At 69.4% G+C, this 13,857-nt stretch carries 14 protein-coding genes and 1 other RNA gene; 7 read left to right on the top strand and 8 right to left on the bottom strand.

Translation table 11 applies throughout. The features are described from left to right. Window positions 1–204 precede the first annotated feature (204 nt). From recR to ffs, 4 genes are all read right to left on the bottom strand, one after another. Window positions 205–813, bottom strand: coding sequence for a recombination mediator RecR (gene recR / locus VHL31_RS02105; RefSeq protein ID WP_349262339.1), 609 nt, complete (start codon window positions 811–813; stop codon window positions 205–207). Between the two features lie 13 nt (window positions 814–826). Beyond that, window positions 827–1,150 (bottom strand): YbaB/EbfC family nucleoid-associated protein, encoded by a 324-nt coding sequence (locus VHL31_RS02100; protein ID WP_329659547.1) that lies wholly within the window; start codon window positions 1,148–1,150, stop codon window positions 827–829. Next, window positions 1,147–2,919: a DNA polymerase III subunit gamma/tau gene (locus tag VHL31_RS02095; protein ID WP_329659546.1), complete on the bottom strand. Its 1,773-nt coding sequence runs from the start codon at window positions 2,917–2,919 to the stop codon at window positions 1,147–1,149. Before VHL31_RS02095 ends, VHL31_RS02100 begins: the two co-directional genes overlap by 4 nt. 75 nt (window positions 2,920–2,994) lie before the next feature. Next, window positions 2,995–3,090, bottom strand: an RNA gene (gene ffs, locus VHL31_RS02090) — signal recognition particle sRNA small type. A gap of 80 nt (window positions 3,091–3,170) precedes the next feature. Between ffs and nudC the strand changes: the two genes are divergently transcribed. Next, entirely contained in the window at window positions 3,171–4,064 is an 894-nt protein-coding gene (gene nudC, locus VHL31_RS02085) for an NAD(+) diphosphatase (RefSeq protein WP_329659545.1), read from the top strand. A 3-nt stretch (window positions 4,065–4,067) separates the two neighbouring features. Here the strand turns inward: nudC and purN are convergent, their stop codons facing one another. Both purN and purM read right to left on the bottom strand, forming a co-directional pair. Then, the gene (purN, locus tag VHL31_RS02080; RefSeq protein WP_329659544.1) at window positions 4,068–4,715 is read right to left on the bottom strand and encodes a phosphoribosylglycinamide formyltransferase; all 648 of its coding nucleotides are present in this window, start codon (window positions 4,713–4,715) and stop codon (window positions 4,068–4,070) included. Continuing rightward, a complete protein-coding gene (gene purM / locus VHL31_RS02075) occupies window positions 4,688–5,782 on the bottom strand; it encodes a phosphoribosylformylglycinamidine cyclo-ligase (protein WP_329659543.1) in 1,095 nt (364 codons plus the stop codon). Before purM ends, purN begins: the two co-directional genes overlap by 28 nt. A 119-nt stretch (window positions 5,783–5,901) precedes the next feature. Between purM and VHL31_RS02070 the strand changes: the two genes are divergently transcribed. Genes VHL31_RS02070 through VHL31_RS02050 form a run of 5 tightly spaced genes read left to right on the top strand, consistent with a single transcriptional unit; the run spans window position 5,902 to window position 10,243 of the window. Continuing rightward, window positions 5,902–7,020, top strand: a complete 1,119-nt coding sequence (locus VHL31_RS02070; protein WP_329659542.1) for a DUF2066 domain-containing protein — start codon at window positions 5,902–5,904, stop codon at window positions 7,018–7,020. Continuing rightward, on the top strand, window positions 6,969–7,601 hold the full coding sequence (locus VHL31_RS02065; RefSeq protein ID WP_329659541.1) for a CDP-alcohol phosphatidyltransferase family protein: 633 nt from the start codon (window positions 6,969–6,971) through the stop codon (window positions 7,599–7,601). The genes VHL31_RS02070 and VHL31_RS02065 overlap by 52 nt, the downstream gene beginning before the upstream one ends. Before the next feature lie 25 nt (window positions 7,602–7,626). Further along, on the top strand, window positions 7,627–8,334 hold the full coding sequence (locus VHL31_RS02060) for an HdaA/DnaA family protein (RefSeq protein WP_329659540.1): 708 nt from the start codon (window positions 7,627–7,629) through the stop codon (window positions 8,332–8,334). A gap of 5 nt (window positions 8,335–8,339) precedes the next feature. Further along, the gene (locus tag VHL31_RS02055) at window positions 8,340–9,119 is read left to right on the top strand and encodes an SDR family oxidoreductase (protein WP_329659539.1); all 780 of its coding nucleotides are present in this window, start codon (window positions 8,340–8,342) and stop codon (window positions 9,117–9,119) included. Further along, window positions 9,116–10,243 carry an anhydro-N-acetylmuramic acid kinase gene (locus tag VHL31_RS02050; protein WP_329659538.1) on the top strand — a complete coding sequence of 376 codons (1,128 nt, stop codon included), beginning with the start codon at window positions 9,116–9,118 and terminating at the stop codon, window positions 10,241–10,243. The genes VHL31_RS02055 and VHL31_RS02050 overlap by 4 nt, the downstream gene beginning before the upstream one ends. A gap of 15 nt (window positions 10,244–10,258) precedes the next feature. On the opposite strand, the gene cobA is transcribed toward VHL31_RS02050, so the two are convergent. Both cobA and VHL31_RS02040 read right to left on the bottom strand, forming a co-directional pair. After that, window positions 10,259–11,107 carry a uroporphyrinogen-III C-methyltransferase gene (cobA, locus tag VHL31_RS02045; RefSeq protein WP_329659537.1) on the bottom strand — a complete coding sequence of 283 codons (849 nt, stop codon included), beginning with the start codon at window positions 11,105–11,107 and terminating at the stop codon, window positions 10,259–10,261. Next, a complete protein-coding gene (locus tag VHL31_RS02040) occupies window positions 11,104–11,760 on the bottom strand; it encodes a histidine phosphatase family protein (protein ID WP_329659536.1) in 657 nt (218 codons plus the stop codon). Before VHL31_RS02040 ends, cobA begins: the two co-directional genes overlap by 4 nt. A 349-nt stretch (window positions 11,761–12,109) precedes the next feature. Here VHL31_RS02040 and VHL31_RS02035 point away from each other — a divergent pair, with 349 nt between their 5' ends. Beyond that, on the top strand, window positions 12,110–13,318 hold the full coding sequence (locus tag VHL31_RS02035) for an FkbM family methyltransferase (protein WP_329659535.1): 1,209 nt from the start codon (window positions 12,110–12,112) through the stop codon (window positions 13,316–13,318). The last annotated feature ends 539 nt before the right edge of the window (window positions 13,319–13,857 follow it).

The raw sequence follows: 13,857 nt of genomic DNA, 5'->3' as shown, positions 1-13,857 counted from the left end.
TAGGCAGTGGCACACCCGTGGTCAACCGAAGGGGCGGAGCGGGGGGAGGATGCAGCGACATCTTCCTGAGGATGTCGGGCCATGGCCGCACGTCGACCCTCACGCCAGGCAGCGGACCCGGCACCAGGCGCTCACTCTGTTAACTAGGACGTCAAGCATGCTGCCTCGTATGAGCCAGCGCCTGGGACCAGATTGCGCACCACCTCAGGCGAGCGGCCGCCGTGCCCGGTAAGCCGCCGCCAGCGTCCCCTCGTCCAGGTAGTTGAGCTCGCCACCGACCGGCACGCCGCGGCCGAAACCGGTGACCTGGACGCCCATACCCTGCAGCCGCTCACCGATATAATGCGCGGTGGTCTGGCCCTCGACGGTGGCTCCCAGCCCGAGCACGACCTCTTCCACGCCCTGCTCCTGGATCCGGGCCAGCATCGGGCCGATCCGCAATTCCTCCGGCCCGATCCCGTCCAGCGCGGACAGGCGGCCGCCCAGCACGTGATAGCGGCCCTTGAAGAACCCGGCCCGCTCCACCGCCCAGAGATCCTCGACCTCCTCGACGACGCACAGGCTGGTGCCGTCCCGGCTGGGGTCGCTGCAGATCGAGCAGGGATCGCTCGCATCGAGGTTGCCGCAGACCGAGCAGCGCCGGACCTGCTCGCGGCAGGTTTCCAGCGTGCGGATCAGCGGGGTCATCAATACGTCCGGGCGCTTGAGCAACGCCAGCGCCGCCCGCCTGGCCGAGCGGGGCCCAAGGCCCGGCAGCCGCGAGAGGCGCTTGATCAGCTCGTCGATGGCACCGGGTGCGTTGTTCCTGCTCAGGACGCGGCAGCCTTCAGAACGGCAGCTTCATGCCGGGCGGTAGCGACAGGCCGCCGGTCAGCTTCTGCATCTCGCCCTGCATCTGCTCCTCGATCTTCGCCTTGGCATCGTTGACCGCCGCCACCACGAGGTCCTCCAGGATCTCGACATCGTCCGGCACCAGGAGCGACGGGTCGATCTTGATGCGGCGCATCTCGCCTTTGCCGTTCAGCGTGACCGCGACGAGACCGGCACCAGCCCCGCCCTCGATCTCCATGTCGGCCATCTTCTGCTGCATCTCACCCATCTTCGCCTGCAGCTTCTGGGCTTCCTTGAGCATGTTCCCGAGATTCTTCATGCGCGCTCGATCCTCTTGTCTGGTTCGTCGATGGGTTGGAAGGGGGTCTGGGCAGGAGCGGGCCGAACGTCCTCGATGGTGGCACCTGGGAAGGCATCGAGAATACGTCGAATGGCCGGGTCTTCCGAGAGTTCCGCGATCAGACGGTCGCGCTCGGCGGCCCGCTGCTCGGCAAGCGTCGCCGCACCGCGCTCGTTCACGATTGCGACCATCCAGCGGCGGCCGGTCGTGCGGTGGAGCGCATCCTGCAGCAGGCTCGCCAGGTCCGGCCGCACGCCCGGTTCCGGGCGAATCTCCAGGCGCTGCGGGCTCATGCGGACAAGGTGGACACCCGTCTCCAGCATCGAGGCGAGCATCGGTTCGCCACGGTTGCGCAGAAAGTCGGTCATCGCGGCGAAGTCCGCAAATCCGCCATCACCCGCCGGGGGCGACGAGGACGCCGGCTCGGCCGGTATGGGCCGCAGGGCCGCCGCGGCCACTACCAGCGGAGCGGCCGCAGCCGGTGGCGCACCTCGCTCGGTCAGGTTCGCCACAGGCCCGGCTGGCATCAGCTCAGGGCGGGCCGGCGTTGGACCGCCGGCTGGTGCGGGTCCTGTCCCGCCCAGGCGCTCCAGCTTGCGCAGGAGCTCTGCCGGCGGCGGCAGTTCGGCCAGGCACGCCAGGCGCAGGAGCAGCATCTCCGCGGCCATCGCACCGTCGGCGGCGATCTTCACCTCATCCAGCCCGCGCAGCAGGACCTGCCAGGCCCGTGCTGCCGCCGGCAGGCCGATCCGGCCCGCCAGCGCGACGCCCCTGGCATGCCCGTCGCGGCCGGTATGCCAGCCGGGATCGGCATGGCGATCCAGCTTCAACCGCGACAGCCAATGGCAGGCGCCCAGCAGGTCCTGGATCACCGCGATCGGGTCGGCGCCGCGCGCATGCAGTTCGGCAAAGACGTCGAGCGCCTGTTTCGGCTGCTGGGTCAGCAAGGGTTCCAGGAGGTCCAGCAGGCGGCCCCGGTCGGCCAGGCCAAGCATGTCCGCGACCTCGGCGGCCACCACCTTGCCGCTCCCAAGGGCGATGGCCTGGTCCAGCAGCGAGAGCGAGTCGCGAACGGAGCCCTCGGCGATCCGGGCGATCAGCGCCAGCGCGTCAGCCTCGGCCTCGACCTGCTCCTTCACGCAGATGGCAGCGAGATGGCCGGCCAGCAGGTCCGGCGGTACCCGCTTCAGGTCGAAGCGCTGGCAGCGCGAGACGATGGTGACCGGCACCTTGCGCTGCTCGGTCGTCGCGAACACGAACTTGGTATGCGCCGGCGGCTCTTCCAGCGTCTTGAGCAGCGCCGCGAAGGCGCTGCCGGACAGCATGTGGACCTCGTCGACGATATAGACCTTGGTGCGCAGCGCCGTGGGCCCGTAGCGGACGCTCGCCAGCAGGTCGCGCATGTTGTCGACGCCCGTATGCGTGGCGGCGTCGAGCTCGATGACATCGATGGCATTCTGCGCCTCAATCGAGCGGCAGGGCGTGCACACGCCGCAGGGCTCGGGCGTGGGGCCACCCTTGCCATCCGGCCCTTCGCAATTCAGCGCCTTCGCGATGATCCTTGCGGTCGTGGTCTTGCCGACGCCGCGGATGCCGGTCAGCAGGAAGGCGTGCGCCAGGCGGTTGGAGGCAAAGGCGTTGGTGAGTGTGCGGACCAGCGCATCCTGGCCGACCAGCTCGGACAGTCGCTGCGGCCGATAGGCTCGGGCGAGGACCTTGTAGCCGGACGCGGTGGTGTCGTCTCGCATGCGCCCGTGGAGCTGGTGTCGGACGGCTCCAGGCCGACGAGCGGAGCCTCGCCCATGGAGCTGACCATCGAGTGAGTGGAAGGCCGGCAGCGACCCGGACCGGAACTCGTTGCGGCTGCTTCCTTCCGGACCTGACCGATTTGGCGAGGAGCCCGTCCACCGCCGACCTTCCGAGCCGTATATCGACGCTCGTGCCCGCGCGTGCAAGATGGCAGCGCCCGATTGATGGGTTCCCCCGGAGGTCCGATATCTTGCGCCGTCTGCTCAAGCCACCGCCGCACATCTATTCCGCCGTCGGCTTCGACCGCGCCGCGGCCTTCCGCAAGGACCTGGCCTGGCTGACCCGGCGCCGTAGCGACGTCACCACCCGCGTCATCCTGGCGCATGGCCTGAACCTGTCCGTGCTGGAGGCCGAAGGCGGCCCCCGCGCCGGCTTCCGCACGATTGCCGAACTCGGCCGCGACCTCGACGACAGCGCCGTGTTCCTGGGCGTGGTCGACGACGTGGCCTATTTCGTGATCGACCTGGACGATCCGGCCACCGCGGGCCTGCCGCTGGTCGACCTGCGCACGGTAGGTCCGGTCCTGCCGGCCCACGAGGCCGGCCTGCTGGCCTCTGCCAGGGCGCTCCTGCACTGGCATGCCACGCACCGCTTTTGCGGCAGCTGCGGCACCGAGACCCTGCCGACCGAAGCCGGCCATGCCCGGCACTGCCCAAACTGCGGCCGCGACCATTTCCCACGCACCGATCCGGCCGTCATCGTCCTGGTGACCCATGGGGACCAAGCCCTGCTCGGCCGCTCGCCGCGCTTTCCGCCCGGCATGTACTCGACGCTGGCCGGGTTCGTGGAGCCGGGCGAAAGCCTGGAACAGGCCGTGGAACGCGAGATCCTGGAGGAGTCCGGGGTGCACCTCACGACCATCCAGTACCGCTCCTCGCAGCCCTGGCCGTTCCCTCAGTCGCTCATGCTGGGGTTCCGTGCGACGGCCGCGTCCACCGAGATGCAGATCGACCAGGACGAGCTGGAGGACGCGCTTTGGGTCCCGCGCGACATCCTGGCCGACGACGAGCGATCGCCCGTGAAGCTGCCTCGCGAGGACAGCATCGCCCGCTTCCTGATCGAGGAATGGCTGGACGAGGGCTGACCTTCAGGCGAGCGACGGGTGCACGATCACGGACGGGAAGCCGGGATCGACCCGTACCGTCTCTCCAGTGACGACGGCCCGTCCGGATGCCAGCAGGTCCAGCGCCAGCGGATAGGCCCGGTGCTCGACCTCCATCACCCGCTTCGCCAGCAAGGCCGGATCGTCCGCCGCCAGCACCGGTACCACCCCCTGCACGACGATCGGCCCGTCATCCAGGGCCGGCCGCACGACATGGACGGTGCAGCCATGCAGCCGAACCCCGGCGGCCAGGGCGCGCTCGTGGGTGTGCAGGCCCTTGAACGATGGCAAGAGGGCAGGGTGGATGTTCAGCATCCGGTCGGCCCAGGCCTCGACCAGCTCCGCGCCCAGGATCCGCATGAAGCCGGCAAGGCACACCAGCTCCGCGCCGGTCTCCTGCAAGGCCAGTCCGACTGCCCTGTCGAAGTGCTGCCGGCTGTCGAACCCTCGGTGATCGACCACCGAGGTGGCGATGCCGGCAAGGCGCGCCCGTTCCAGCCCGAAGGCCGAGGCGATGTTCGAGAGCACGTGCACGATCTCGAAGCTGGCTTCCGGCTGCACGCTCCGGTCGATCAGGGCCTGCAGGTTCGAGCCCGAGCCCGAGATCAGGACGGCGACGCGGCGTCGGGCCATGCGTTTTCGATCCCGTGGAACACGACCGGAGCACCCGCGTCGCTGCCGGTGATGCGGCCGATCCGGCTGACCCGCTCGCCTGCCTGCCGGAGCGTCGCCTGGAGCATGTCTGCCCGGTCCGGATCGACCACCAGCACCATGCCGATTCCGGCGTTGAAGGTGCGGCGCAGGTCGGCGCGGGGCAGGCGGCCCGTTGTCGCGAGCCAGCGAAAGACGCCCGGCAGCTCCCAGCTGGCAACATCCAGCGTCGCGGTCATGCCCGGCGGCAGGACCCTGGGCAGGTTCTCTTCCAGGCCGCCGCCGGTGATGTGCGCCAGGGCCTTCACCCCGCCGGCCCCGATCGCCGCCAGGCAGCTCCGCACATAGATCCGGGTCGGCGTCAGCAGGGCGTCGGCCAGCGGCTGGCCGGGCGCGAACGGGGCAGGCGCATCGAGATCAGCCTTCGCTTCGTCCAGGACGAGGCGCACCAGCGAGAAGCCGTTGCTGTGGACGCCGGACGAGGCCAGCCCCAGCAGGACATCGCCCGGCGCGACATCCGGCCGCGGCAGGAGGCGGTCCCGCTCGACCGCGCCCACCGCGAACCCGGCCAGGTCGAAATGGCCGGGGGCATACATCTGCGGCATCTCGGCGGTCTCGCCGCCCACCAGGGCGCAGCCGGCCTGCCGGCAGCCCTCGGCGATCCCCGCCACGATCTTGGCGGCACTGCCGGCATCCAGCTTGCCCGTCGCGAAATAGTCCAGGAAGAACAAGGGCTCCGCACCCTGCACCACCAGGTCGTTCACGCACATCGCCACGAGATCGATGCCGATCGTCTCGATCCGCCCGGTCTTCGCCGCCAGCAGGATCTTGGTGCCGACCCCGTCCGTGGCGGATACGAGCAGCGGGTCGCGGTAGCCGGCTTCCTTCAGGTCGAACAGGGCGCCGAAGCCGCCCAGCGCACCGGTGGCGCCTGGCCGTGCCGTGGCACGGGTCAGCCCGTCGATCCGCCGTACCAGCTCGTTGCCGGCCTCGATGTCCACACCGGCCTCTGCGTACCTGCCGCCGGCTGGCGCATCGGCGTTCTGCATGGGCAAACCTCGGTCGAAATGTAGGCAGAACTTGTCAGGCGGAAGCTCCCGTGGTCACTTCCGCCGCGCGTGCCGGCCCGTTCGGCCGGCTGCTTGTCCTCGCGTCGGGTTGATCTGCCATGGCCGCGCGCCGCCCGTCGATAGCGTTGCTGACGCTCATCGCTCTTCTTCTGCTCGGTTCCGTCTCAGCAACGGATGCACAGACCGTCGACAGCCGCCAGTTCATCGAGCGGGACGTGCCGGCCCAGGCCACGGCGGACGACGCGGTGCAGGCGCGCAACTCCGCGATCGCCAAGGGGCAGGTCCTGGCGCTCGAGCGCCTGATGAGCCGTCTGTCCGGCGTCGCCGACCCGACGCAGCTGCCGAAAGTCGCGGAGGACCGGATCGACCGCTACGTCCGCTCCTTCGAGATCCAGCGCGAGCGTGTCGGCGCCAGGAGCTACGAGGCTGAGATCACGGTCACCTTCCGCCCCGAGCCGGTCCAGGAACTTCTGCAGAGCAACGGCCTCTCCTACGGCATCGTGGAGGTCGTCCCGGCTGTCCTGCTGGCCTATGCCACGGGCGGCGATCCGTTCGCCGATGCGGATCCATGGCGGACGGCGCTGGTCGAAGCCGCGGGCCGGTCGCTGGCCCTCGAGCCCGTGCTGCCGCTGGGCGACGCCGAGGATCTCGCCATCCCGCGCGAAAGCGCCCTGGCCGGCGACCCTGCCGTGCTCAGGCAGCTCGCCGAGCGCTACGGCACGCCTACCGTGCTGGTGGCGGATGCGGTCGCCATGCCGGCGGCGGACGGCTCCACCCTGCTGGACGTGCGCGGCCAGTATCTGTCGCGGGATGGCGATGTCCGGCCGCTGTCGGTCGGGCAGGTGCCACCGGCGCCAGACGGACTTCCCGACTATCAGGCGGCGGCACGGATGCTCCTGGCCTCCCTGGACACCCAGGTCGCGAGCCAGGTGGTGCGCAGCAATGCCACGGTCGAGCTGTTGACCGCGACCGTCCCGCTTGCCGACCTCGCAGCGTGGGTACAAATTAGGCAGGCATTGTCCCAGATCCCGGAGATCCGGACGACCACGGTCGAACGGATCACCCGGAGGGAGGCGCGGGTGGTGCTCGGGCATGTGGGCAGCCTCGACGAACTACGCGATGCAATGCGGGCGCGTGGTCTCGAGCTGAGCCAGGAGAACGAAGGATGGCGGTTGCTTCGAGCGGGCGACCGACCGATGTCAACGATCGGCGGCTGAACGCAGGGCAGCCGTTTCGGGCCGATTCCGTGGTGAACTTCGCCAATGGGCTGACTACGCTCCGGCTGCTGGCAGTGGTGCCGATCGGGCTGCTGATCCAGTCCGGGCACTACGCGGCGGCATTCTGGCTGTTCCTCGCGGCGGGATTGACCGACGTTGCCGACGGGTTCATCGCGAAGCGCTTTGCAGGCATCTCCCGCGTCGGAGTCGTGCTGGACCCGGTGGCCGACAAGATGCTCCTCGTAGGCATCTTCCTGGTGCTGAGCTGGCAGGGCGTGGTGCCGTCCTGGCTGCTGGGCTTGGTGGTCGCCCGCGACCTGTTGCTTTCCTTAGGAACGCTGGTGCTGCGGGCAAGGGTGGAAGGCTTCGAGATCGTGCCGTCCCTGCTCGGGAAGGCCTGCACCTTCGCCCAGCTGATCTATGTGGGTGCCGTGTTGGCCGAGGCCGGCCGGATGTTCTGGTTCGCCTCGGACGTTGCCACCATGACCTTGCCCTTGATGGCGCTGCTCACGATCGCGTCGGGCTGCGCCTACATGATCGGAGCCGTCCGTATCGCCGTCACCGGTGCCGCCCGCTCCTGAAGGTGCGGGCAGGTCGGATCTGACGATGCCGCGTCAGCTCACCCTCGATCTGCCGCACATCGAGAGCACGGACGAGCGCGACTTCCTGCCGTCCTCGTCCAACGCGCAGGCACTGGCGCAACTCGCGCGCTGGCCACGCTGGCCGTCGCCGGTGACCGTCCTGTTCGGGCCGGAAGGATGCGGCAAGACCCATCTGGCCCGGATCTGGGCGGCCCGGGCCAATGCCGTCTGGCTGGACAGCAATGGCCTCTGGCTGATGCCGCCCCGCGACCTCTTCCCATCCCCCGCGACCTGCCTGGTGATCGACGAGGCCGACCTCGCCTGGGACCAGCAGACCCTGTTCCATCTCTTCAACCTCGTGACCGAGCGGCGCGGCAGCCTCCTGATGACCGCGACGCTGCCGCCGTCACGCTGGCCCGTCGACCTGCCGGACCTCCGCTCGCGCCTCATGCTGGCCGCGCCGATCGCCATCGGGCCGCCGGATGACACCTTGCTTGCGGCGCTCTATGTGAAGCAACTGGCCGATCGTGGTCTGCGGCCGGATCCCGGCGTGGTCGAGTGGCTGATCGCGCATGGGCCGCGCTCGTTCGGGTCGGTCCGCCGCATCGTCGGCGAACTCGACCGGGCATCGCTCCGGGCGAGGCGACCGGTCACCATTGCGCTGGCCCGCGGCGTGCTGGTGGATCTCTCGGCCCTGGAAGGTCTGGAGCCGGACGAGGAGCGGGAGGAGTAGAGCTGATGGATCTGGGTATCGCCGGACGCAGGGCGATCATCGGTGGCGCCAGCAAGGGGCTGGGCTTCGCCTGCGCCGATGCCCTGGCGGCCGCCGGCGTCGCGGTCACGATCTGTGCCCGTGGGGAGGCTGCGCTGCAGGATGCGGCCGCCCGCCTGGCCGAGCGGCACGGCGTGACCGTCACGCCCGTTGCCGTGGACGTCACGACGCCTGAAGGCCGCGCGAAGCTGCTGGAAAGCTGCCCCGACCCCGACATCCTGGTGACCAACACTGGCGGCCCGCCGATGGGCGACTGGCGCAGCTTCCCCGACCAGGCCTGGCACGACGCGGTCGATTCGGTGATGCTGACGCCGCTCAGCCTGATCCGGTCCGTGGTCGACGGGATGGCCGAGCGGGGTTTTGGCCGGATCGTCAACATCACCTCGTCGGTCGTGAAGGCGCCGCGTGCCGAGCTGGCGCTGTCGTCCGCCGCACGTGCCGGCCTGACCTCCGCCCTGGTGGGTGTGGGCCGGGACTATGCTGCCCGGAATGTCACCGTGAACAACCTGATGCCGGGACCGTTCCGGACGGCACGGCTCACCGACAACATGAAGGTCCGGGCCGAGCGGACCGGGACGCCGATCGAGCAGATCGAGGCCGGTGCGGTTGCCGCCACGCCGGCCGGCCGGTTCGGCGAGCCGGCGGAACTGGGTGCCTTCTGCGCCTTCCTGTGCTCCGCCCATGCCGGCTTCTTCACCGGCCAGTCGCTGATGCTGGATGGCGGCGCCTTTCCGGGCATGCTGTGACGGTCCCGATCCGGCTGAAGGAGGTCGAGGCACGCGACGACCGGGTCGTGCTGGGCATGATGTCCGGCACGTCCATGGATGGCCTCGACCTGGCGCTGATCCGGGTGGGCAGGGGCACGCGGCCCAAGCTCATGACGCTGGCCCATCGCACGGTGCCCCACCCGGAGCAGCTGGCGCTGAGCCCCAAGCTCTGCCTGGGGCTGGACACCGCCGGGCTGGCGCGGCTGAACACCGCGCTTGGCCGCTTTTATGCCGAGGCCGCCACCCGGTTCTGCGGCGAGCTGGGCCTTCGGCCGGACCTGGTCGGCTTGCACGGGCAGACCGTGTACCACGAGCATGGCGTCACCACGCTGCAGATCGGCGACCCGCACTTTCTGGCTGCGTCCCTGGCCTGTCCGGTCGTGAGCGACTTTCGTTCGGGCGACGTGGCGGTCGGAGGTTCCGGTGCACCGCTCGTCCCGTTCATCGACCGCCTGCTCCTGTCCGATCCCGCCGGCACGGTCGTGGCCCTCAACCTGGGCGGCATCGCCAACATCACGATCCTGCCGAAGGACGGCAGCGTGCTGGGGTTCGACACAGGGCCCGCGAACAGCCTGGTCGATGCGACGGTCCGCGCGCTGACGCAGGGGCGCCTGCGCTACGATGCGGATGGTGCATGGGCTGCTCAGGGCCACGTGGACACCAGGCTGCTGGACGAACTGCTTGCTCATCCGTTCTTCGCGCTTGCACCGCCCCGCTCGACAGGGCCGGAGCAATTCGGGGCGGAGCTGGCCGAGGAGCTGCTGGCACGCGGGCGTGGCGACGAGGCCGACCTGCTGGCAACGCTGACGGAACTGACCGCGCGTTCCGTCGCGGATGCCATCAGACGTCATGCCAGGGACGTGGTAAGGGTCGTCGCGAGCGGTGGCGGCATCCACAACCGCTACCTGATGCAGCGGCTGAGCTTCCATCTCGGCGAGGTTCCCCTGCTGCCTTCCAGCCAGCTCGGGATCGATCCGGACGCCAAGGAGGCCATTGCCTTCGCCCTCCTGGCGTCGCTGCGGGTCGACGGCATCCCGGCCAACCTGCCTGCCGTCACCGGTGCCAGCCGTCCGGTCCTGCTCGGGCGGATCTGCGAGATCTGAACGCGCCGCCGCTCCTCAGGAGCGGCCGGCATTTCCTGAAGCGGGCCGGTGCAGCACCGTGGCGCGGCTGGCCGCCGGCTCCGCCATGTCGGGATCGACCGGCTCCCGCGCCCGGTCGAACCAGGCCAGCCTGTCCCGCAGGCTCACGACGGACCCCACGATCACCATCACCGGCCCGTCGAACCGGCGCCCGGCCACCTTCTCGGGCAGGGTCGCCAGCGTCGCGGCGATCACCTGCTGGACCGGAAGGGTGCCGCTCTCGATGGCGGCGGCCGGGAGATCGGGCGGCAGGCCGTGCTCGATGAGCTTGTTGCAAAGGGCCGCCAGGGACTTCAGCCCCATGTAGATCACGATGGTCTGCCGGGGCTGGCAGATCGCGGTCCAGTTCAGGTCGGGTTCGCCATCCTTGGTGTGGCCGGTGACGAACAGCACGGACTGCGCGTGGTCGCGGTGGGTCAGCGGGATGCCGGCATAGGCGCCCACACCGTTGGCCGCGGACACGCCCGGAACGACCTCGAACGGGATGCCGGCACGCACCAGCGTTTCCAGCTCCTCGCCACCGCGGCCGAACACGAACGGGTCGCCGCCCTTCAGCCGCACGACATTGCGTCCGCTGCGCGCGAGGTCCACCAGAAGCTGGTTGATGTCGTCCTGGGGCAAATGGTGATGGTCTCGGCGCTTGCCGGCGAAGATCCGTTCCGCCCTGGCTGGCACCAGGTCCATGAGTTCCGGCGCGATCAGGCGGTCGTGCACGATGACGTCGGCCTTCTGCAGGACGCGCAGCGCCTTCAGGGTCAACAGCTCGGGGTCGCCCGGCCCGGCACCGACCAGGTAGACTTTGCCCACCGCCAAGAACTTGCTCACGTTGCGCCCGGATCCGACGTTCTGGATGAACGGCACGTCGCCCTAGCATGCAGGCGAACCTCCATGCCAGGGGAGGAGGTTCGCACGGTTTCACCCCCCTGCATGCGATGAAGCGACAAAGGCGCCACGTGGCGCGTCAATGCGTCCCTTGGATCCTGGCCCGCCTGCCAGGCCAGGAGCGCCCTGATCGGCCCGGCATGGCCGATGTGAAGGACCTGCCCCTCCAGGCTGTCGGCGAGCGCCCGATGGGCGGCAAGCGTCCGGTCGAAGACTGCCCGGTAGCTCTCGCCGCCCGGCGGCTCGTTGCCGGCCGGATCATCCCAAAAACGCCAGTAGGCTGGATCTGCCGCCGCCAGCAGGTCGTAGGCCTGTTCTTCCCACCGCCCGAAGCTCTGCTCGACCAGGCGCTCCCCGATGACCAGTCGGGATGGCGGCCGCATTCCTGCCTGGACCAGCAGGTCGAGCGTCTCCTTCGTTCGCCGCAGCGGAGTCACCACGACGACGTCGACATGACCGACCGCCTGGACCAGCCGGGCCAGCTCGTCGTCGTCCACAGGCTCGATAGGCCGATCCGAGCAGCCGACGAAGCAGCCGGTCGACCCGGCGGTGGCGGCATGGCGGAGCAGCAGCCAGCCATGGGCGCCGCTCGTCACCACACTGCTGCCTGTGGCCATCGCCGCAGGCCCTGGGGCAGACGCATCCGTCTTCAGCTTTCGTTAAGCAGGTTGTGCGATAGTGGGTGTCGGACCGATCCTTCCCGGGATGACATGATGCAATCCGCCACCGCTGGCCGCCGACCGATCCCACTGGATCCGGGCCTGCCGCCGAAGGCACCGGTCGAGCTGGAAATACAGGACGGCGTGAGGATCGTCACGGCCAACGACCTGGACGAGATCACGCCTTGGGTTCTGTTCGAGCAGGAAGACTGGTTCGAGGCCGAGCTCGCATGGCTGCGGCGCGTGGTCCAGCCTGGCTGGCAGGTCCTGGATGTCGGCGCCAACCATGGCGTGTACGCGGCATCGCTGGCGGCCCGTGTCGGCCCCACATGGAAGGGTCGTCGCCTGCGAGCCTTCGCCGATCCTGCAGGAGCGGCTGCATCGCACGGTCGCGGCCAATGGCCTGGGGTGGATGGACGTCCAGCACATTGCCCTTGCCGACCATGCCGGCCAGGGCGTGCTCGGCCGATCGGCGTTCAGCGAGACCGCTCATCTGGTGGAGGCAGGGCCCGGCATGGCCGTCCGGGTGGAGACGGTCGACCGGCTGCTCAGCGAACGCGGCATCGCAGCGCCTGATGTCATCAAGATCGACACCGAGGGGCATGAGCGGCCGGTCCTGGACGGGGCGCGCACCGCGTTGGAACGGATGGCGCCGCTGGTGATGTTCGAGGTGGACATGAAGCAGCCCGACGTCACGCTCGAGGCGGGCGAGCGCCTGACAGCACTCGGCTATGACATCTACCACCATGTGGCCGGTCTCACCGTCGCCGTTCCGCTGGATACGTGCTTCCTCGACGGGTTCACCTTGAACCTGATCGGCTGCCGTCCGGAACGGGCGCGAGAGCTGGAAGCGCGCGGACTGCTCGTGACGCCGGCTGCGATCGAGGCAGCGCGGCTGGAGATGCCGCCGCTCCCCTGCCAAGCCGATCTGCCCTGGGACGAGGCGCTGGCCGCACTGAAAGCCTGTCTTTTGCGCAAGGAGGGCCCGCTCGCGCAGCGGGTCGTTCATGCCGAGGCGATGGCGACGTCCTGGCTTAGTGGGCTCCGTGATTTCTCCGACCTCATGGACTACCCCGCCCGACTGACGGGCTTGGTCAGGCTCCTGCAGACGACCGGGGCCAGGCAGGCGGCCTTAGAGGCCATGCGCCCCCTTCTCTACCGGTTCGAGGCCGGCCGGCCAGGCGGCCACGAGCCCGGCCTGCCGATCAGCCCCAGCTTCGATGGCACACCAGCCAGCAGCGATGCCGGTTGGGCAGGGCTGGCCCTGATCGACCAGATGGTCCGGCTCCGCTCGCACGCGGCGTTCTTCGTCGACGACAGCGTCCTGCCGGCACTGGACAGCCTGCGCGACCACCCCGGCTTCTCGCCACGCCTGGAGCGGACCCGACAACTGCTCTACTGCCGCCGTGGCACCCAGCGCTGCATCACCTACGACCGGCGCCTGGTCCCCTCCCGAAACCTCCGTTTCGCCCAGGGCATGCGGGCAGCCGCCTGACCATGGCGCTTTGGCGCCTTTGCGGACGATCGCGTCCACGGTGGGAGGGCAGGGCCATGGTGCCATCCATCCCCCGTCGCCTGGGCCTCCCGACGCCCAGCTCCGGAGACGTTGCGGACAACCGTTCTTCGTCATCGGCCATGTCTCGGGCGAGCGTCTCCCTGGGTGCCGCGAAGGAGGAGATGAAGATGCGGCACGGTGACAGACGCTTTGCAAGTCAGCCGGCCACCTCCACCTGCCGGCAAGGCGCCGGGCTGGAGCGCAGGGTACGGCGACGTGACGACGATCGTGGCTCTGCGTTGGCAGGATGTCCTTTGGCTGCTCGTCCGTAGGCTTGCAGGTTCCTCTGACGCCCTCCAGCCCGACAAGGCCTGTCGCTCGAACCAGATCAGCCGGCGCATGTTATGGAATGGACGCCTCCCGCTTCCCGGCCACGATAGGTGGCCAACTGACGGAGGGAAGCATGTCATTCGACCTTGTAGCCATCGATCTGGGCAAGCAGTCGTTCCACCTTCACGGGGTGGGCAGCGACGGCGTTG

It is taken from the genome of Geminicoccus sp. (assembly GCF_036263595.1).
Taxonomy (GTDB): Bacteria; Pseudomonadota; Alphaproteobacteria; order Geminicoccales; family Geminicoccaceae; genus Geminicoccus.
Note: the sequence above shows the minus strand (reverse complement) of the source record. Positions and strands in the feature narration are given on the sequence as shown.